At 62.4% G+C, this 20,112-nt stretch carries 17 protein-coding genes; 10 read left to right on the top strand and 7 right to left on the bottom strand.

All coding sequences use genetic code 11. From position 1 onward, the window contains the following. Nucleotides 1–22 precede the first annotated feature (22 nt). Nucleotides 23–889: a LysR substrate-binding domain-containing protein gene (locus tag OHD62_RS05670; RefSeq protein WP_263781486.1), complete on the top strand. Its 867-nt coding sequence runs from the start codon at nucleotides 23–25 to the stop codon at nucleotides 887–889. Between the two features lie 333 nt (nucleotides 890–1,222). On the opposite strand, the gene OHD62_RS05665 is transcribed toward OHD62_RS05670, so the two are convergent. Beyond that, nucleotides 1,223–1,606: a hypothetical protein gene (locus tag OHD62_RS05665; protein WP_263781485.1), complete on the bottom strand. Its 384-nt coding sequence runs from the start codon at nucleotides 1,604–1,606 to the stop codon at nucleotides 1,223–1,225. Between the two features lie 442 nt (nucleotides 1,607–2,048). Between OHD62_RS05665 and OHD62_RS05660 the strand changes: the two genes are divergently transcribed. After that, nucleotides 2,049–2,393 carry a hypothetical protein gene (locus tag OHD62_RS05660; RefSeq protein ID WP_263781484.1) on the top strand — a complete coding sequence of 115 codons (345 nt, stop codon included), beginning with the start codon at nucleotides 2,049–2,051 and terminating at the stop codon, nucleotides 2,391–2,393. Nucleotides 2,394–2,466: 73 nt separating this feature from the next. Here OHD62_RS05660 and OHD62_RS05655 read toward each other — a convergent pair whose 3' ends face one another. From OHD62_RS05655 to OHD62_RS05645, 3 genes are all read right to left on the bottom strand, one after another. Continuing rightward, complete coding sequence (locus OHD62_RS05655) at nucleotides 2,467–3,189, bottom strand: phytochelatin synthase family protein (protein ID WP_263781483.1); 723 nt, start codon at nucleotides 3,187–3,189, stop codon at nucleotides 2,467–2,469. Nucleotides 3,190–3,498: 309 nt separating this feature from the next. After that, nucleotides 3,499–4,791: an L-rhamnose catabolism isomerase gene (gene rhaI / locus OHD62_RS05650; protein WP_263781482.1), complete on the bottom strand. Its 1,293-nt coding sequence runs from the start codon at nucleotides 4,789–4,791 to the stop codon at nucleotides 3,499–3,501. Between the two features lie 108 nt (nucleotides 4,792–4,899). Next, nucleotides 4,900–7,002, bottom strand: a complete 2,103-nt coding sequence (locus tag OHD62_RS05645; RefSeq protein ID WP_263781481.1) for a bifunctional rhamnulose-1-phosphate aldolase/short-chain dehydrogenase — start codon at nucleotides 7,000–7,002, stop codon at nucleotides 4,900–4,902. Between the two features lie 209 nt (nucleotides 7,003–7,211). Between OHD62_RS05645 and OHD62_RS05640 the strand changes: the two genes are divergently transcribed. The 7 genes from OHD62_RS05640 (at nucleotide 7,212) to OHD62_RS05610 (ending at nucleotide 14,348) form a co-directional block, all read left to right on the top strand. Next, a complete protein-coding gene (locus tag OHD62_RS05640) occupies nucleotides 7,212–8,015 on the top strand; it encodes a DeoR/GlpR family DNA-binding transcription regulator (protein WP_263781480.1) in 804 nt (267 codons plus the stop codon). Nucleotides 8,016–8,070: 55 nt separating this feature from the next. Beyond that, nucleotides 8,071–9,066 carry a rhamnose ABC transporter substrate-binding protein gene (rhaS, locus tag OHD62_RS05635; protein ID WP_263781479.1) on the top strand — a complete coding sequence of 332 codons (996 nt, stop codon included), beginning with the start codon at nucleotides 8,071–8,073 and terminating at the stop codon, nucleotides 9,064–9,066. 84 nt (nucleotides 9,067–9,150) lie between these two features. Beyond that, entirely contained in the window at nucleotides 9,151–10,692 is a 1,542-nt protein-coding gene (locus OHD62_RS05630) for a sugar ABC transporter ATP-binding protein (RefSeq protein ID WP_263781478.1), read from the top strand. Beyond that, entirely contained in the window at nucleotides 10,689–11,666 is a 978-nt protein-coding gene (locus OHD62_RS05625; protein WP_263781477.1) for an ABC transporter permease, read from the top strand. Before OHD62_RS05630 ends, OHD62_RS05625 begins: the two co-directional genes overlap by 4 nt. Next, nucleotides 11,663–12,658: an ABC transporter permease gene (locus OHD62_RS05620; RefSeq protein WP_263781475.1), complete on the top strand. Its 996-nt coding sequence runs from the start codon at nucleotides 11,663–11,665 to the stop codon at nucleotides 12,656–12,658. The genes OHD62_RS05625 and OHD62_RS05620 overlap by 4 nt, the downstream gene beginning before the upstream one ends. After that, nucleotides 12,658–12,975, top strand: a complete 318-nt coding sequence (gene rhaM / locus OHD62_RS05615) for an L-rhamnose mutarotase (protein WP_263781474.1) — start codon at nucleotides 12,658–12,660, stop codon at nucleotides 12,973–12,975. The genes OHD62_RS05620 and rhaM overlap by 1 nt, the downstream gene beginning before the upstream one ends. Beyond that, the gene (locus OHD62_RS05610; RefSeq protein ID WP_263781473.1) at nucleotides 12,972–14,348 is read left to right on the top strand and encodes an FGGY-family carbohydrate kinase; all 1,377 of its coding nucleotides are present in this window, start codon (nucleotides 12,972–12,974) and stop codon (nucleotides 14,346–14,348) included. Before rhaM ends, OHD62_RS05610 begins: the two co-directional genes overlap by 4 nt. Here the strand turns inward: OHD62_RS05610 and OHD62_RS05605 are convergent. The 3 genes from OHD62_RS05605 to galE form a co-directional block, all read right to left on the bottom strand. After that, nucleotides 14,345–16,171 (bottom strand): alanine racemase, encoded by a 1,827-nt coding sequence (locus OHD62_RS05605; RefSeq protein WP_263781472.1) that lies wholly within the window; start codon nucleotides 16,169–16,171, stop codon nucleotides 14,345–14,347. The two genes, OHD62_RS05610 and OHD62_RS05605, sit on opposite strands and share 4 nt — an antisense overlap. A gap of 3 nt (nucleotides 16,172–16,174) precedes the next feature. Further along, the gene (locus tag OHD62_RS05600) at nucleotides 16,175–17,425 is read right to left on the bottom strand and encodes a D-amino acid dehydrogenase (RefSeq protein ID WP_263781471.1); all 1,251 of its coding nucleotides are present in this window, start codon (nucleotides 17,423–17,425) and stop codon (nucleotides 16,175–16,177) included. A gap of 110 nt (nucleotides 17,426–17,535) precedes the next feature. Further along, on the bottom strand, nucleotides 17,536–18,531 hold the full coding sequence (gene galE, locus OHD62_RS05595; RefSeq protein ID WP_263781470.1) for a UDP-glucose 4-epimerase GalE: 996 nt from the start codon (nucleotides 18,529–18,531) through the stop codon (nucleotides 17,536–17,538). A gap of 277 nt (nucleotides 18,532–18,808) precedes the next feature. On the opposite strand from galE, the gene hemA reads away from it, so the two are divergent. Next, nucleotides 18,809–20,086 carry a 5-aminolevulinate synthase gene (gene hemA / locus OHD62_RS05590; protein WP_263781469.1) on the top strand — a complete coding sequence of 426 codons (1,278 nt, stop codon included), beginning with the start codon at nucleotides 18,809–18,811 and terminating at the stop codon, nucleotides 20,084–20,086. Nucleotides 20,087–20,112 lie beyond the last annotated feature (26 nt).

The raw sequence follows: 20,112 nt of genomic DNA, 5'->3' as shown, positions 1-20,112 counted from the left end.
ATAAGCTTGATAACGTTCCGTTATGAGCACCCCGAGTCTCGACCCAGAGCTTCTACGGGCTTTTGTCGCCGTTGCCGAGCACCTCTCGTTCACACGGGCAGCCGCGCAGCTCAACCGAACGCAGGCCACTGTCAGCTTGCAGGTGAGACGTCTTGAGGAGCGCCTCGAGGTCGCGTTGTTCCGCCGCTCGACTGCTCGCGTTGAACTCACGGTCGCCGGGGACGGCTTTCTGATCGATGCACGCCGCATTCTTGCCCTTAATGAACATGCGATTGCCCGTGTTTCCAATCAGAGAGTGGCTGGGCGCGTTCGCATCGGGGTCATGGAAGATTATGGCACCAAGGTTCTGCCGCGCCTCCTCGCCGATATTGCTGAGCTATTTCCGCTTGTGCAGGTCGAAATGGAAATCGGCCTCACCGCTCGGCTCCTGAAAAGGCTCGGCTCATCGTTCGATGCGGTCATGGCCATGCATGCGGAAGGTGCAACCAAAGGCGATCTGATATGCCGCGAAAGGGCGATTTGGGCAGCAGCGGACGGCCATGCTGTGGAAGAGCTCGATCCTCTGCCTGTAGCGCTATCGAATCCTGATTGCTTATTTCGCTCTTGGGCCGTCGAGGCGCTCAACAAGGCAGGTCTGCCGTGGCGATTGGCCTATGTCAGTCAGAGCCTGTCAGCCATAGAGGCCATCGTTGAGCAAGGCCTGGCGATAACCGTCGTCAAAGGCAGCATGCTCGCGCCTGGCTTACGCAGCATACATCCAGGCCGGCATATGCCGCCGCTGCCCGGAGCCGAGATTCGTCTTCATCGGTCCGAAACGTCCCCTGCCAGCGCCACACTGGTCGTCGATCATCTCGCGCATCGCCTCCGCTCAATGGCCTTGGGTTCATAATAAGCTTTGGTTCCCATGCGAAACTTTGGCTGAATTGCCTCGTACCTATCTGGAGGGAGTCCAGATGGTAATCTTAAGCTGGCTTGGCGTGCTGATAATTTTGTATGCCGTGACTATCGTCCCGCTGCCGTCGACGAATGAGTACCGATATCGAACGCAGGCGAGCGTGCCTGATCCAAAGGACAGGCATCTCCAGCGATTTGGCATTCTCCTCGCGTTGGGTAACGGGGTTTTGCTTTACGGGCTTTTTGGCGCGGAAGGGTTGTAGGTTCGGCGGCCAGATCAATTGGGACGCCGGATCACTCGGCGCCGACGTTCGACGGGCTCGCCCAGCTACGACCACACAGACAAAACACCAAGCGCAAGCCCGATGACGCCGAGGATGAATGAGACCACCGCGATGTGTGTGGGGACGCGGGTCGCAGGATCCGTTGCGTTCCAGTACCACCGAAGCTTCCCGAACCAGATGCGGCGGAGTTCGAATTCATAGGTTTCGCCAGGAAGGACCCGCAAGTCATCGCGGGCGTCGACGTCGATGTTGACGACGCCTGGCTCGTCATTGCCTCGGATGGCAACTATAGCGCTGCGGCCATTGACCTCGACTGAAACGATGTCATGACGCGAGATGCCGTGAGGTCTGTCGGCGTGGTTGATCCGCAAAATGTCACGGCCAATATCGCCTGTGGCCGCCTTTCCAACCATCAGCCTGATCGTCATGCCACGCCCGCCGTCTCTGGCCCCGCGTCTTCGTCGCCGACACATGACGCGGATCAAGAATTAGATATCGCTAATTCGTGGCGAAAATCCGCGTGTCGGTGATTCGAATCCGGCTCCGGACATCATTTTTCTTCCACGAATGCGCTGCATTCTGAAGCACTCAGACTGGCGATTCCGATGGGACAAGTCGCCTGGAGCAACGGTACGATTGAGGCGCAGATCAGAAAACGGTGTCAAGCCGACGTTAGAGCGACATGCGTCCACTTGGATGCACAAAGTACGCTCTAACACCTTGAATCTACGCATCGTGCTTTCCGAAAATCGATTCCGATTTTCGGGCCGATGCGGTAGAAGGTGTTGAGCACCGTGCCGGTCGCATTCGGCGCGCGACCGGTTGCGCTCGGCGAGGCTTGATGATTTGTTGCCACCATATGGAGAGCGAATGATGCGAGAGCCTGCCGGCCAAGACGAATATGGGTCGACCAACCCCTTCGACCCGGACGACTTTTCGACGTTGAACACGATGGGGCCTGCTGTGGGCAGCAACGACTTCGAGAAATACGCTGTCGCCGTGATCATCGTGTTCGGCGCACTTATCATCGGCGGGCTGATGGCCGCGGCGATGACTTTCGGCCACCGCAACGGCTTCCTTTTCGCGCTTGGCGGCGCAACGTCCGCCTGGATATCCGGCAACGCGCTGCTGCTCGACCGGCCCCGTATCTACGCCCTGTTCGTCGGCATTGCGGCGCTGATGCTGGTGGCATCCACCCTGACGCTGGTCATCTGACTCGACCGAAAGAAATTCAGTAGTCTATGGCCGGCACCGCCGGCGCAAAGACAGGCCCGAATACCTGCCGCCATCAGGGCTTGGCAGCAATCAGAACATAACCCCGCGTACGGTTGGCATTGTCCGAGTCTTGCGTGTTCATCGCGTTAAACAGGTCGGCTGTCGTCACCCAGACGGGGGGATATTTGTACCGAGCAACGTCGAGGATGAGGAAACGGTCGGTCTCGGCATCATAGGCGGCCAAGGGTGAGATGTGGCCACCTTTTTCCTGGCCCATGGCTTTGCGCAAGTAATTTGCGATGACAAACTGCCTTTTGGTCGCGAGATAGCTTCGGGCTTCCTTGCGGAAGGTGTCCAGGCTGCTGTCAGCAGCATGTCGCACTTCAACCTGCACGGGCTGCAACGCAAGAAGGCCACCCAATTCATCCAGGGTCATGCCCTGCTTCTTGATTGTCTCAACCGGAATGACCTGCTCGCTGCGGGCATTCAGAAGATTGTCCTGAGTGAAGGTGCTGTAGGGGTCATACTCGGGCACTGGTGGGGCTGGAACGCCAATGGCATTCAGAACCATGACACTGCTGGCCACCCCACAAAAAGCTTGGTTCTTCTGGGTGACGAAATTTATGGCCAGCGGAAAATAGGCTTCCCGGGCGTCGGCCTCGATCAGGAGCGTTTCACCGGCATCGGAAGCCGCCCCGATGAGATTTGCCGGCAGTGGCAACGTCTCGGCCCTGGCCTCCAGCGAGGCCAGTAACGTGGCAAACAATGCGAGTCGAATGACATGCTTCATGAACATCGTCGCGCTCCTAATGCATGTCGCGCAAAAGTGGCAGCGGTTTTGCGATAACGACATGCATGAAAACTAGAACTTAAAGCGCGGCGCATGAATCCTTTAAAACGCGGCGCGCCTTAGGCTGATCACCCATCGGCCTGACAGAACTTGCGCCCACGTTTGGCAACTGTCCAGAGGAGCTTCGGCGCAATGAGAGCCATCTGTGACCTCCTGACGTGACTAGGGCCGGACACCGCCTTTTTTGCACGGTAAAGGGGCTCGAGCGCCCATCCTTGAAGCGGATGGTCATGAAGCCTTCTCTAAATCTGGATATCAAACAATCCCGCCGCTCCCGCCGGCAACCGCCGGCCGTTCGGCCGCGACCTTGGCCCGATAGCCGGCGGCCCGATAGGCGGCGACCGGATCGATGGCGCCGCCCGTCTTCAGCCGCGCCATGGCAAGGATCGGCTCGACATCGGTGCGGTAGGCCACTTTCAGCGTCTGCGTCGCCATCAGTGCGTCGTTGGCGTCCTGGAACCCTTCCAGCGCCTTGCGATCGACCAGCAGCGCCTGCGCATAGGCGCGCTGCACCTCGACCGCCGAAAGCATCAGGCTTTCGATCGGATCGGTGACATTGTGGCTCTGGTCGAGCATGTGCGCGGGATCGAAGCCCTTTGCACCCGAAAGCTCGGCATCGACCAATTCGTTGAAGACGAGGAACAGCCGGTAAGGATCGATCGAGCCGGCGTCGAGATCGTCGTCGCCATATTTCGAATCGTTGAAATGGAAGCCGCCAAGTTTTTTGAACTGGATCAGACGTGACACGATCATCTCGATGTTGACGTTGGGCGCATGATGGCCAAGGTCGACCAGGCAGAACGCCTTGTCGCCTAATTCCCTAGCGATCATGTAGTTGGTGCCCCAGTCCTGCACGACCGTCGAATAGAAGGCCGGCTCGTACATTTTGTGCTCGGTGAACAGCTTCCAGTCCTCCGGCAGACCGGCATAGATTTCCCTCATGGCGTCGAGATAGCGCTCGAAGGCTCTCGCGAAATTGACCTGACCGGGAAAGTTCGAGCCGTCGCCGATCCACACCGTCAGCGCCTTGGAGCCCAGCGTCCTGCCGATCTCGATGCATTCGAGATTGTGCTCGACCGCCTGGCGGCGCGTTGCGGCATCGGCATGCGACAGCGAGCCGAATTTGTAGGAAAGCGTCTGGTCTTTCGCGTCGGAGAAGGTGTTGGAATTCATGGCGTCGAAGCCGAGGCCGAAGCGCGATGCGGCCTGCTTCAACCGGTTTGGGTCGGCCTTGTCCCAGGGAATGTGCAGCGAGACGGTAGGGGTCGCCCGCGTCAATTGCTGGATAACGGCGCAGTCCTCGATCTTGTCGAAGATGTCGCGCGGCTCGCCGGCGCCGGGAAAGCGGGCAAAGCGGGTGCCGCCCGTGCCGACGCCCCAGGAAGGGATGGCGACTGCGAATTTCTCGACCTTGTCGCGGATGGCATCGATGGCGATGCCGCGGCCGTCGAGCCGCTCGCCGAGCGAGGCGTAATCGCGCTCGAGGTTGGCCTTGCGCGCCGCGTTATTCTTCTCGACGACATCGGCGGAGATGATGGTTTCGGACAAGTGCTATTCCTCCCAAATGCGTTCCGTCAGCGCTGCCCCTCATCCGGCCCTTCGGGCCACCTTCTCCCCGTACAGTGACGGGGAGAAGGGAAGCGCTCCGCAGCTAGCTCATCGCGTAAAGCTCTGGGCGTTGCCGGCGTCGACATTGATGATGTTGCCGGTCGACTTGGCCGACATGTCGGAGGCGAAGAAATAGATCGCCTCGGCGATGTCCTCGGGGAACACCGAGCGCTTCAGCATAGAACGCGAACGGTAGTGTTCCTCCAGGTCGTCGGTCGACATCTTGTAGGCGGCGGCGCGCTGTTCTTTCCACTCGCCCGTCCAGATCTTCGATCCGCGCAGCACTGCGTCGGGATTGACGACATTGACTCTGATCTGCGCTTCCGCGCCTTCCAGCGCCAGGCAGCGGGCGAGATGGATCTCGGCCGCCTTGGCCGTGCAATAGGCCGCCGCATTGGGTGACGCGGCGAGACCGTTCTTGGAGGCGACGAAGACGACATTGCCGCCGATGTTCTGGGCGCGGAACAGCCGGAAGGCTTCGCGCGACACCAGGAAATAGCCGGTCGACAAGATGTCCATGTTCTTGTTCCACAGCGCCAGCGTCGTCTCCTCGATCGGCGCCGCGGACGCCAGGCCGGCATTGGAGACCAGAATGTCGATGCCGCCGAACTCGACCGAGGTTTCGGCAAAGCCCGAGATCACCTGCTCCTCCGAGGTGACGTTGATCAGCACCGGCCGGACGAAATCCTTGCCATAGGCCTTGGCCAGCTCGTCATTGGCGCTGGCGAGCGCGGTCTCGTCGATATCGGCCAGCACCACGCATGCGCCCTCGCGCAGCAGCCGGTTGGCTGTCGCCCGGCCGATGCCGCCAGCGCCGCCGGTGACCAGTGCGATCTGACCGGCCAGCGCCTTCGGTTTCGGCAGGCGCTGCAGCTTTGCTTCCTCGAGCAGCCAGTATTCGATGTCGAAAGCCTCCTGATCGGGCAGGCCGACATAGGAAGACACCGTCGAGGCGCCGCGCATGACATTAATGGCGTTGACGTAGAACTCGCCTGAGATGCGCGCCGTCGCCTTGTCGCCGGCGAAGGTGAACATGCCGACGCCGGGCATCAGATAGACCACCGCATTGGGATCGCGCACGGGGGGCGAATCCGCATGCTTGCACTTGTCGTAATAGGCCTGGTAGCCGACGCGATAGGCGGCCACATCATCGGCAAGACGCACGATGACGGCATCGACATCCGGATTGGCCGGATCGAACTCGATGACCAGCGGCCGGATCTTGGTGCGCAGGAAATGATCCGGACAGGAGGTGCCAAGCGCTGCCAGCGGCCGCAGATCCCTGGAATTGACGAATTCGAGCACGGCGGGTGAATCGTCGAAGTGACCGAGCTTGTGGCTCTTTTCCGAGATCAAACCGCGGATCCTCGGCATCAGCTTTGCGGCGACAGTGCGACGCGCCGTGGCATCGAGCGACTTGACGACTTCGCCGCCGAAGATCGCCACGCCTTCGGACCGGCGCTCGAACCACGCAATCGCCTGGTTGATCACCGAGATCGTCGTTTCGTAGCATTCCTTCGGGGTGTCGCCCCAGGTGAACAGGCCGTGGCTTGCCAGCACGACCCCCTTGGCCTCGGGGTTTTCGAGGCAGAATTTCTCCAGCCACAGGCCGAGCTCGAAGCCAGGCCGCTTCCACGGCAGCCAGCCGATGGCGTCGCCGAAGATCTCCCTGGTCAGCGCCTGCGAATCCTTGGCCGCGGCAATGGCGATAATGGCGTCGGGATGCATATGGTCGACGCAAGGCTTTGGCACGAAAGCGTGCAGCGGCGTGTCGATCGAAGCCGCGCGCGGATTGAGGTTGAAGGTGCAGTGGGGCAGATAGCCGACCATCTCGTCCTCATGGTCAAGGCCGCGATAAAGACCTTTCAGCGCCCGCAATTTGTCCATGTAGAGCGTGGCGAAACCGTCTGTTTTAATCGAGGCGCTGTCGCCGCCCGAGCCCTTGACCCACAGCACTTCCACGCTCTCGCCGGTCAGCGGATCCTTTTGCCAAATCTTGGAGGAGGTGTTGCCGCCGCCATAATTGGTGACGCGCTTGTCTGAGCCGAGCACGTTCGAGCGATAGACGAGAAGCTCCGGGTCGCTCATCCCCAAGGCTTTCGCATCATCCCAAAGATTGGCGAGGCGCGAGCCGGAGCGCTTGTCGAGCATTTGAATATCCTCCCGTGAGACGCGCAAATGATGCGGTCGATTGCCACCGCATAGCGGGTCAGTTGTAGACGAATGTCCACGGAAGCACCTGGCTTGTCAATCACAAACGATCAATATCGATCATATTGCACTGCACAATGAAATTACCTGATCGGAAATGATTGACACTGCGCGTTTTGGGTGCCTAGATGATCAGGCAGGGAGGAACCATGCACGAAAAAGAGCGCCACAGGATCATTCTGTCCGCCGTCCAGGAAAAGCCTGTGGTGACGGTGCAGGAGATGGTCAACCTGACGGACTCCTCCGAGGCGACGATCCGGCGCGATATCGCCGCACTTCATGTGCAAAAGCGGCTGCGCCGGGTGCGTGGCGGCGCCGAAGCAATCGCGCCGCCGCAGTTCATTGGCCTTGCCGGCAGGCCCTTCTCCGTCAACGAAACGCTCAATGCTTCGCAGAAGCGGGCGATCGCACGCGAAGCGGTGGAACTGTGCAAGGACGGCGAGCCGATCATCATCAATGGCGGCACCACGACCTTCCAGATGGTGCATTTCCTGACGGGCCGTCGCATGCCTATCTTCACCAATTCCTTCCCGATCGCCGAACATCTGCTCAAGCATTCGAAGAACACGGTGATGCTGTCGGGGGGCACCATTTACCGCGAGCAGAACATCATCCTGTCGCCCTTCGACAATGACGTGACGCGCAATTTCTATGCGCGCCGCATGTTCATGGGCGCGCAAGGTCTGGGGCCGCTCGGCCTGATGGAAGGCGACCCGCTGCTGATCCAGGCCGAACAGAAGCTGATCGATCAGGCCGACGAACTGGTGGTGCTGGTCGATTCCTCGAAGTTCCGCAAACGCTCCAGCCTGATCCTGTGTGGTCTGTCGCGCATCGCCACCGTCATCACCGACGACGGCATCGAGGATCGCGAAGCCAAGATGCTGGAGACCGCCGGGGTGGCGTTGATCGTCGCCGGCAAGACCGCGAAGGAAGAATCTTCACTGCAGGCCTGAGACACCCTCACGCCCGCAGCGGCGATGGAATGCAACGCTCAAGGGAGGATATTCGATGAGCTTTCTTAGGAAACTGATGGTTACGGCGGCATTTTCGGCCGCCATGTTTGTGAATGCCGCCTATGCCGAGAACGTCAAGATCGCGCTGGTGGTAAAGTCGCTCGGCAACGGCTTCTTCGACGCCGCCAACAAGGGCGCCGAAGAAGCGGCCAAGGAACTCGGCGATGTCGAGATCATCTACACCGGCCCAACCAAGGCGACCGCCGAAGCGCAGATCGAAGTGGTCAATTCGCTGATCGCCCAGAAGGTCAACGCCATCGCCATTTCGGCCAATGACGCCGATGCACTGGTGCCGGCGCTGAAGAAGGCGATGGAACGCGGCATCACCGTCATCTCGTGGGATTCGGGCGTCGCGCCGGAAGGGCGCCAGCTTCACCTCAACCCGTCCGACACCGGCCTGATCGGCGAGACCATCATCAAGCTCGCCGCTGACTACCTGCCGGAAGGCGGCGACGTCGCCATCCTGTCGGCGTCGTCCACCGCGACCAACCAGAATGCCTGGATCGAAGCGGCCAAGAAGGTGCTGCCGGAGAAGTTCCCCAAGATCAACCTCGTCGCCACCGTCTATGGCGATGACGATTCAGCCAAGAGCACGGACGAAGCCAAGGGTTTGTTGAAGTCCTACCCGAACCTCAAGGCGATCATCGCGCCGACCACGGTCGGCGTCGTTGCCGCCGCCCAGGTGGTGACCGACGAGAACCTGATCGGCAAGGTCAATGTCACCGGCCTGGCGCTGCCGTCGGAGTTCAAGAAGTTCATCGACAATGGCGCCAGCCAGGCGGTAGCACTGTGGAACCCGATCGACCTCGGCTATTCGGCCGTCTACCTCGCCCATGACCTGGCGGTGAAGAAGGAAGAAGCCAAACCGGGTGCGACGCTGTCGATCGGCCGCGTCGGCAAGGTGACGCTCGACGACACCAATTCGGCTGCGATGGCTCCGCCCTTCCAGTTCGACAAGACCAACATCGAAAAGTTCTCCAAGATCTATTGATCCTGGCGCTCTTTGACCTGGCGCGGCGGGAGCAAAATCCCGCCGCGGCTTTAAACCGACCTTGTTTCAGGGCTTGATACGGATATGGACACGACAGCCCAACCTAAATTGGCGAAGGAAGCACCTTTGCCTGCCGGCCCTCGGCTGACGCTGTCCGGCATTTCGAAGAGTTTTCCCGGCGTGCGCGCGCTGCATGAGGTCAGCCTGTCGCTCTATCCCGGCCAGGCGACCGCATTGATCGGCGAGAACGGCGCCGGCAAATCGACGCTGGTCAAGATCATGACCGGCATCTATCAGCCCGACGCCGGCACCATCAGCATCGACGGCCAGGCCATCACCTTGCCCAGCGCGCATGCGGCCTTCGGCCATGGCATCACCGCCATCCACCAGGAAACCGTGCTGTTCGACGACCTTTCGGTCGCCGAAAACATCTTCCTCGGCCATGCACCGCGCACTCGCTTCAAGACCATCGACTGGCGCACCATGCGCAAGAACGCGAAGGAAGTGCTGGAGACGATGGGCGCCGGCCATATCGATGCCGACACGCGCCTGAAGGATCTCGGCATCGCCAACAAGCATCTGGTCGCGGTTGCCCGCGCCATGTCGATCGACGCCCGTATCGTCATCATGGACGAGCCGACGGCGGCGCTGTCGATGAAGGAGATTGAGGAGCTCTTTCTGCTCATCGAATTCCTGAAGAGCGAAGGCAAGGCGATCCTGTTCATCAGCCACAAGTTCGACGAGATCTACCGCATCGCCGACCGTTACACGGTGTTCCGCGACGGCGAGATGGTCGGCGAAGGCCTGATCAAGGATGCCGGCCAGAGCCAGATCGTGCGCATGATGGTCGGCCGCAACGTCGACCACATCTTTCCGCAGCGCAAGGCCACGATCGGCGCGCCGGTGCTCACTGTCTCCGGCCTGTCGCATCCGACCGAATTCGACGACATCGGCTTCGAGTTGCACAGAGGCGAAATCCTCGGCTTCTACGGCCTTGTCGGCGCCGGTCGCAGCGAGGTGATGCAGGCGATATCGGGCATCACCCGCACCAGCAAGGGCACGATCGCCCTGGAGGGCAAAAACATCACGCCGAAATCGGCGGCGGATTCAATCGACGCCGGCATCGTCTATGTGCCGGAAGAGCGCGGCAAGCAGGGCGTGGTGATCGGCCTGCCGATCTTCCAGAATGTCTCGCTGCCGTCGCTGAAGCGCACCTCCAAATCGGGCATATTGCGGCTGGCGGAAGAGTTCGCGCTGGCCCGCGCCTTCACCGAGCGGCTCGACCTGCGCGCCTCCTCGCTCAGCCAGGACGTCGGCACGCTGTCGGGCGGCAACCAGCAGAAGATCGTTATCGCCAAATGGCTGGCGACCGCGCCCAAGGTGATCATCCTCGACGAGCCGACCAAGGGCATCGATATCGGCTCCAAGGCCGCCGTGCATGGTTTCATGGCCGAACTCGTCGCGCAGGGCCTGTCGGTGATCATGGTGTCGTCCGAACTGCCCGAAATCCTCGGCATGTCCGACCGCGTCGTCGTCATGCGCGAGGGCCGCATCGCCTCGGTCTACGACAATAAGGGGCTCGACGCCGAAACGCTGGTCAGGACAGCAGCGGGGATCGCGGCATGAAGAATTTGCTCAGATATCGCGAGATCTGGCTGCTGGCGGCAATCGCCGTGCTGATCGGGCTGATCTCGATGCGCTTCCCGGGTTTTGCCGATCCGGCCAATCTGCGTCAGGTGTTCAACGACACCTCGATCCTGATGATCCTGGCGCTGGGGCAGATGGTGGTGATCCTGACTCGCTCCATCGATCTGTCGATGGCATCCAACCTCTGCTTCACCGGCATGGTGGTGGCGATGCTGAATGCCGCGTACCCGGCCATCCCCATCCCGCTGCTGATCGTCGTGGCGCTGCTCGTCGGGCTGGTGCTCGGCGCCATCAACGGGTTTTTGGTGTGGCGGCTGAACATCCCCTCGATCGTGGTGACGCTGGGCACGCTCACCATCTACCGGGGCGCTACCTTCGTCATCTCCGGCGGCGCCTGGGTCAATGCGGACCAGATGAGCCCCGCCTTTATCGGCCTGCAGCGCGCGGCGTTCCTCGGCATTCCGGTCCTGTCATGGATCGCGCTGCTGGTCATCGCGCTGTTCTTCCTGTTGATGACGCGCACGGCGCTGGGCCGCTCGATCTACGCCATCGGCGTCAACCCGACCGCGTCGGTCTATGCCGGCATCGATGTCGGCCGGACAAAATTCATCGTCTTCTGCATTTCAGGCATGATCGGCGGGCTCGCCGGCTATCTCTGGATCTCGCGCTACGTCATCGCCTCCGTCGAGGTCGCCAACGGCTATGAGCTCAACATCATCGCCGCCTGCGTCATCGGCGGCATCTCGATCGCCGGCGGCATCGGCTCGGTCGGCGGCGCGGTGCTCGGCGCTCTGTTCCTCGGCATCATCTCCAACGCGCTGCCGGTCATCAACATCTCGCCCTTCTGGCAGATGGCGATCTCGGGCAGCGCCATCATCCTGGCAGTGGTGCTCAACGCGCGCGGCGAACGCCGGCAGGGCCGCATCATCCTGAAGAAGGCGGAAGCGGCATGACCGATACCCCTGCCCCGCGCCACATACCGGACCGGCTGGACAAGCCGCTCTCTTCAGCGATCTTTTCCTGGGAGGCGCTGCTGGTCGTGGTCGCGGTGGCGATCTTCGCGGTCAACAGCTTCGCCTCGCCCTATTTCCTCGACCCATGGTCGCTGTCGGACCTGACCTTCAACTTCACGGAAAAGGCGCTGATCGCTTTCGCCATGGCGCTGCTGATCATTTCCGGCGAGATCGACCTGTCGGTGGCAGCCATTATCGCGCTGGCGTCGACCATGATGGGCATGGCGGTGCAGGCCGGCGCAGGCACCCCGGTGCTGGTGGCGATCGGCATCCTCGTCGGGCTCGGCTGCGGCGCCTTCAACGGCCTGCTGGTGACACGGCTGGGACTTCCATCCATCGTCGTCACCATCGGCACGATGAGCCTGTTTCGCGGCATTGCCTTCATCATCCTCGGTGACCAGGCCTACAAGGGCTATCCCGCTAGCTTCGCCTTTTTCGGCCAGGGCTATGTCTGGTGGGTGGTGTCGTTCGAACTGGTGCTGTTCCTTGTCGCGGCCATCATCTACTGGTTCGTGCTGCACCGGACGAGCTTTGGCCGCCGTGTCTTTGCCATCGGCAACAACCCTATCGCGGCGCAATTCTCCGGTGTGCGCGTCGACCGCATCAAGTTCATCCTGTTTTGCCTGACCGGGCTGATGTCGGGCATCGCCTCGGTGCTGATCACCTCGCGGCTCGGCTCGACACGCCCTTCGATCGCGCAAGGCTACGAGCTGGAAGCCATCACCATGGTGGTGCTCGGCGGCGTCAGCATTCTGGGCGGCGCCGGCAGCATCCTCGGCGTCGTGCTTGCCGCCTTCATCATGGGGCTGGTCACTTTTGGCCTGGGGCTGCTCAACGTGCCCGGCATCGTCATGTCGATCTTCATCGGCCTACTGCTGATCATCGTCATCGCGTTGCCGATCCTCTGGCGGCGGCTGCGCGGGGGACGCTGATGCCTGAGAAATACGCGTTCAAGATGAAGCTCAAACCCGGCATGAAGGCCGAGTACAAGAAGCGTCACGACGAGATCTGGCCGTCGCTGATCGAACTGCTCAAACAGGCCGGCATTTCCGACTATTCGATCCATCTCGACGAAGATACAAACACCTTGTTCGGCGTGTTGTGGCGGCGCGATGACCACGGCATGGACGATCTGCCGAAGCATCCGGTAATGCAGCGCTGGTGGGCGCATATGGCCGATGTCATGGAAACCAGGGCCGACAACGAGCCGGTGGCGGTGCCGCTGGAAACCATGTTCCATATGGAATGACTGCTCTTCGCCACATCGCCGTCATCGATATCGGCAAGACCAACGCCAAGGTGGCGCTGGTCGATCTCGCCACATCAAGCGAAGTGACGCTGCGCCGTGTGGCCAATGTTGCTTCCGCCGATGGTCCCTACCCGCATCATGATGTCGAGGCCCTGTGGGCTTTCATCCTGGACAGCCTCGCCGCGATCCATCGTGAGCAGCGCATCAACGCCATATCGATCACCACCCATGGGGCGACGGGGGTGCTGGTCGACGCCGAGGGCGGCCTGGCGCTGCCAGTGCTCGACTATGAATTCGCCGGGCCTGACACACTCGCCCAAGATTATGATGCGATGCGTCCGCCTTTTGCCGAAACGGGAACGCCGCGCCTGCCGGCCGGCCTCAACATAGGCGCGCAGCTTTTCTGGCAGCAAAAGCTGTTCCCGGCCGAATTCGCCCGGACAGCCGCGATCCTTATGTACCCGCAATACTGGGCCTTGCGGCTGACCGGTGTCGCCGCCAATGAGGTGACCTCGCTCGGCTGCCACACCGATCTGTGGAACCCATGGCAAGCCGACTTTTCGTCACTGGTCGACAAGATGGACTGGCGTCGGCTGATGGCGCCGGTGCGACCGGCGAAGGACCGGCTCGGCCCGATCCTGCCTGCCCTTGCGCAACAGACCGGGCTCGATCCGCAAACGCCGGTATTTTGCGGCCTGCACGATTCCAACGCCTCGCTGCTGCCGCATCTCATCGCCGACCAACCGCCCTTCTCGGTCGTCTCGACGGGGACCTGGGTTGTGTCGATGGCGGTCGGCGGTACCAAGGTCGTGCTCGATGCGGCGCGCGACACGCTGGTCAATGTCAATGCGCTTGGCGATCCGGTGCCTTCGGCCCGCTTCATGGGCGGGCGCGAGTTTTCCCTACTGACCGACGGCAAGCCGCAGGACTGGAGCGATGCCGATGTCGCCGCCATGCTGGCGCGGAAGACGTTGCTGCTGCCGTCGACCCAGCAGGGCTCGGGGCCCTATCCGCGCCATGCCGCCCAATGGCTCGATGCCGAAGACATGACCAGCGCTCAGCGCTTCGTCGCCATCTCGTTCTATCTGGCGCTGATGACCGCGACCTGCCTCGAGCTGATCGGCGCCAACGGGCCGACGACAGTCGAAGGCCCCTTTGCCCGCAACAGGCTTTTTACCCGGATGCTGGCGGCCGCCACGGCACGCATCGTCATTGCGTCCGAAGCCGCAACCGGCACCAGCATCGGCGCCGCCTTGCTGGCGTCGGACCATGGCGTGGTCGGGAGCAAAGGCGAAAGGACCGGACCGCCTGACGACCCGGCTTGGATCGACTATGTTCGCTCCTGGCGGGCAGCGGTCGATGGGAGCTATTAGAGTATTCGCTTGCCGAATGCCGACATGACAAAGTTGACGGCGTCTTTGGCGATCCGTGGCTCGAACTCGGCCGTCAGCCCGGACACATCCATCGACAACAACCCGCCGGACAGCGCGATCGCTTCCATCGCCTGATGCGTCTCGCGCACGGTGAGGCCGCCGGACCCTGCTGCCCAGCCGGGAAACTCGGTGGCCGTGGGCGAATAGCTGACATGGAAGCCTTGCGTGCCGGAGGTGGCGATGCGGATCGCCTCGTGCATCAGGTCGCGCATGCCCGTGGCGTCGATATCGGTCATGGTGAAGGCAGAGACGCGCGAATCCTTCAGCACCCGGGCCTCGGCCGGATCGGCATGGCGCAGCCCGACGATGACGACGTTTTCCGGCGACAGTTGCGGCTGCAGCGCGCCGGGCTTGTGATCGAGGCCGAGCGCCCGCGCCAGCACCGAGCCTTCCGGCAGGTCGATGCCGTCCTCGTCTTCAGGCATCAGCGCGGCGATGGAATCGATCCAGATCAGGCCGAAGGAATGCGTGGCGCGTGCCGTCGCCGCCAGCGCCTTGTGGGCGATGCGGCGGTCATTGCCGACGGTCAGCCGGATCAGCCCGGATGGCGGCCGCTCGATATCGGCCAGTTCGACGACATCTAAATTCATCGCCTCCAGCCGCGCGCCGGTCGCTTCCCGGGCGAGGATGCCGGCTGCCGCGGGCTCTGCCGATATCGACACCATCTTGCGGCCGGAAAAATCCTCGACATCGTGCATCGGCGCCTTTTCGACATATTCCGAGGTCATCGCCAGCAGCATGGCGCCGTAGCTCATGCGAAAGGCCACGCGGTCGCCGACAGTGGGCTGCGGATCGGCGTCGGTTACGTCGAGAAGCAAATGGTCGCTGGAGGCGCCAAGCACCCGCACCCCCTTGGCGATCGGCGTCAGCCCCTCGATCAGCACGTCCTCGCGGCCGATATTGGCGATGGCGCGCAGTCTGTCGCCCTCGTCGGGAAACACCGGCTGGTTGCCGAAAGCGTCGTAGCCGGACTGGCCGATCGGCCGCGACGGCTTCAGCTTGACCTCGATGATGTCGCTGGTCAGGCGGCAGGCGTCGGGTTCGAGTTCATCCCAAGGTGTGTCGCGAAAGGTTTCGACGCCGCCCTGCAGGATCGCCTCGCCGACCCTGAGATTGTTGATGCCGGCGGGGAGCCTGCCTTCGAGCAACAGCGTCAGCGACGACGACGCTCCGCCCGAGATCCAGTCCAGCCTGGTCCCGGACAGACGCTCGGTTTTGTAGGCGTGGGCGACGAGCTGGCCGAGGTTTTCTTCCGTCGGCATGATGGCGCCGAAGCAGCCGAGATTGGTGCCGATGCCGGCGATGCGCACGCCCTTGAGCGCCAGGATCTGCTCGACGGTCGGCACGAGATCGTTCGGCCAGATGCCTTCCCTGAGGTCGCCGAGGTCGATCATCAGCGTGATGTCGTGGACGCGGCCCATGCGCTCGGCGATGCGCGATATCTCGCGTATGGTGGCGAGTTCGGATTGCAGGCTGATGTCGACGGTGCGCACCACCTCCTCGACGCGCGCGATCGGCGGGCTGCGCAGCAGCATGATCGGGGCGTTGATGCCGCTGTCGCGCAGCCTTCGGATGTTTTCGAAACGCGATTCGGCGATGCCGGCGACGCCGCCGCGCAGCATGGCGCGCGCAACCTGCGGCATGCCGCATGTGCCCTTGGTGACGCCGAAGACCTTGATGCCCGACAGGGCGCAGCGTTCGACGATCGTGCGCGCATTGCGCTCGATGCGGCCAAGGTCGATGGCGACTTGCGGTCCCGACATTGCCTAGTTCCTATACACCAGCCCTTGCGGGTCGATCTCCGGCTTGCGGCCGGCGACCAGATCGGCCAGGAATTTCCCTGAGCCGCAAGCCATGGTCCAGCCGACATGGCCGTGGCCGGTGTCGAGATAGAGGTTCCTGTAGCGCGCCTGGCCGATGATCGGCACCGAGTTGGGCATCATCGGCCTAAGGCCGGCCCAGAGTACGGCCTTCTTCTCGTCGAAGGCGCCGGGGAAAAGATCATTGCCGGTCCTGAACATGGCGGCAAAATCGCTCGGTCTGTGCGTTCGATCAAAGCCGGTGAACTCGGCGGTGGAGGCGAGTCTCAGACGATTGCCGAGCCTGGAATAGGCGATCAATTGGTCCTCATCGGCGCCGCCCATGGTCGGTCCCTTGCTCTCGTCGTCCAGCGGGACGGTCGCGGTGTAACCCTTCACGGGATAGACCGGCAGGTCGATGCCGTAGCGGCGGCCGAGCAGACCGCTTTCCGGCCCCATCGAGATCACCACGGCATCGCAGGCGACCGGGCCAGTTGGCGTCATCACCGCGCGCACGCGGTCGCCCTCGATGTCGAGACCTTCGACGGTGGTGTCATACAGAAATTTCACGCCGAGTTCCTCGGCGGCATGAGCGGCGAGGTTCTGGGTGAACAGGCTGGAATCGCCGGTCTGGTCGATCGGCGAATAGACGCCGCCAGCGATCTTCTCCTTCACGCCGGCAAGGCCCGGTTCCAGTTCGACCAGCCGGTCGCGGCCTACGATCTCGATCGGCAGGCCATGCTCGGCGAGATAGCGATAATTGTCGGTGCCGGTGTCGAGGCTGTGCTGCGAACGGAAAAAATAAAGGATGCCCTTCTTGCGCTCGTCATAGTGAATGCCGGTGTCGGCGGAGATGGCATTGATACAATCGCGCGAATAGAGCGCCAGGCGCAGCTTGACCCGGCTGTTGGCGCGCAGCCGCGCCTGCGTGCACTGCCTGAGGAAGCGCAGGCTCCAGGCGAGAAAATAGGGGTCGAAGCGCAGCCGGACCTTGATGCCGAGATCGTGGTTGTAGAGCGCGCGCAGGAACGTCTTCAGCGCGGCAGGCGAGGCCCAGGCGGTGGCATCGCCGGGCGATACCAGCCCGGCATTCGACTGGCTGGTGCCCCGCGCCGCCGCCTGATGGCGCTCGATGACGGTGACGTAGTGGCCATCGCTCGCCAGATAATAGGCGGCCGCCGTGCCGACCACGCCGGCCCCTAGCACCAGGATCTTCATGCTATCCCCCAAGGCTGGACGCGATGCAGCGCCTCCGCGCTCCGCCGCGAAGCCCATTCATAGCGCGTCCACGGCCAGCTTTCGAGCCCGCTGCCGAAGAACCAGCGGGGTCAGGCCCGCGCCGAGTTCTTGCCGGTCAGTATGCGCTCCCAGGCCAACGCGTCGGAAACAATCAGGTCGAGATCGTCGCGCTGTGGGGTCCAGCCGAGCTCACGGCGCGCCAGCTCCGAATTGGCGACCACCGCGGCGGCGTCGCCCGGGCGGCGTTCGCCCATCCGCACGTCGAAATCATGGCCGAAGACGCGGCGCACGCTGTCGATGACCTCAAGCACCGAATAGCCGTGGCTGTAGCCGCAATTGGCGACGAGGCTGGTACCGCCGGCGCGCAGCCGCTCGAGCGCCAGCCGATGCGCCGCCGCGAGGTCGCTCACATGGATGTAGTCGCGCATGCAGGTGCCGTCCGGCGTCGGATAGTCGGTGCCGAACACCTGCATGAAGGGGCGCTTGCCGAGCGCCGTCTCGCAGGCGACCTTGATCAGATGCGTGGCGCCCGGCGTCGACTGGCCGGTGCGGCCCCTGGGATCGGCGCCGGCGACGTTGAAGTAGCGCAGCGCCGTATAGCGCAAGCCGTAGGCGGCTGCCGCATCGCGCAGCATCCATTCGCTCATCAGCTTGGACAGGCCGTAGGGCGATTCCGGCGCCAGACGCGCATCCTCACGTACGGGTTCCAGCCCGGCGCCGCCATAGACGGCGGCGGTCGAGGAAAAGATGAAATGGGGCACGCCTTCGCGCACCGCAGTCTCGATCAGCGTGCGGGTCTTGCAGGTGTTGTTCTCGTAATAGCCAAGCGGATCGGCGACCGATTCGGGGACGACGATCGAGCCGGCGAAATGGATGATGGCGTCAATTTGATTGTCGCGGATGATCGAACCGACCAGCTCCTTGTCGGCGACATCGCCGACGACCAGCTTCGCCTCTGGCGCCACCGCCCATTCGAAGCCGGTCGAAAGCCGGTCGAGAACGACGACGCTCTCGCCCGCATCCAGAAGCTCCCAGACCATGTGGCTACCGATATAGCCGGCTCCGCCAGTCACCAAAACCGTCATCCCATGTCCTCGCATCTCAAGATTTATCGGAAACTGTCTCAACCACCGCCTTACTGGAAAGCCTGCCGCATGGCCATTAGAACCCTGGACGTTAAATCGGTAACAGTCGCTCCGGCCCGCGGCATGATACCGAAACAAAATTGATCCACATCAAGGGAATAGGCCACGATCCGTGGTCGTTAGGAACAGGTCCGGGGCGTGGCATTTTGACCAAACAGGTCCGGTGGACGCCGAATGGGGCAATGATTATTATCCCGCGCAAAATTGGGAAGCCGACATGAACTATCAGCGGTTCTTCGAGGAAGCGATCGATCAGCTCCATGCGGAGCGGCGCTACCGCGTCTTCGCCGATCTTGAGCGGATCGCGGGCAAGTTTCCGCGCGCCATCTGGCGTGCCAATGGCCGCGCCGAGGAAATTACCGTCTGGTGCTCCAACGACTATCTCGGCATGGGCCAGCATCCCGCTGTCATCGCCGCCTTCCAGAAGGCGGCCGGGAAGATGGGATCGGGCGCCGGCGGCACCCGCAACATTTCCGGCACCAGCAACCCGCTGGTTGCACTGGAATTGGAGCTGGCCGACCTGCACGACAAGGAAGCCGCGCTGGTCTTCACGTCCGGCTTCGTCTCCAACGAAGCGTCGATCTCGACCATCGCGAAGCTCCTGCCCAATTGCCTGGTGCTTTCGGACGAGCTGAACCACGCCTCGATGATCGAAGGCGTGCGGCGCTCGGGTGCGGAGAAGAAGATCTTCCGCCACAACGATGTCGCACATCTGGAAAGCCTGCTGCAGGCGGCCGGCCGCGAGCGGGCCAAGCTGATCGTTTTCGAAAGCGTCTATTCGATGGATGGCGATATCGCACCGATCAAGCAGATCGTCGATCTCGCAGAGCGCTACAATGCCATGACCTATATCGACGAGGTCCATGCCGTCGGCATGTATGGACCGCGCGGCGGCGGCATCACCGAGCGCGAAGGCCTGGCCGACCGTATCGACATTATCGAGGGGACGCTTGCCAAGGCTTTCGGCACGCTTGGCGGCTATATCACTGGCACAAGTGCTGTGATCGATGCCGTGCGCTCCTATGCGCCGGGTTTCATTTTCACCACGGCGCTGCCGCCGGCCATCGCCGCGGCCGCCACCACCTCGATCCGCCATCTCAAGCGCTCGCAGGCCGAGCGCGACGCACAGTCGCGCCAGGCGACGCGGACCAAGCAGGTTCTTGCCGCCGCCGGCCTGCCGGTGATGGAGTCCGCCACCCATATCGTGCCGCTGCTGGTCGGCGATCCCGAACTCTGCAAGATGGCCAGCGACCGCCTGCTCGGCGTCCACGGCATCTACATCCAGCCGATCAACTATCCGACCGTGCCGCGCGGCACCGAGCGGCTGCGCATCACGCCGACGCCGTTCCACTCCGACGCGCTGATCGCGGCACTGCAGGACGCCCTGGTCGAGACCTGGGATGCGTTGGGCATTCCCTACGGCTCGGCGGGCCGGCCTGCGGTGGCCACGAGCGACCGGATCATACCGCTCCTGGTGCCTAAGTCAGGCGGATAAAGTCAGGCGGCTGAAGCCGCCGCCTG

It is taken from the genome of Mesorhizobium sp. YC-39 (genome assembly GCF_025753795.1).
Lineage (GTDB): Bacteria > Pseudomonadota > Alphaproteobacteria > Rhizobiales > Rhizobiaceae > Mesorhizobium.
Note: the sequence above shows the minus strand (reverse complement) of the source record. Positions and strands in the feature narration are given on the sequence as shown.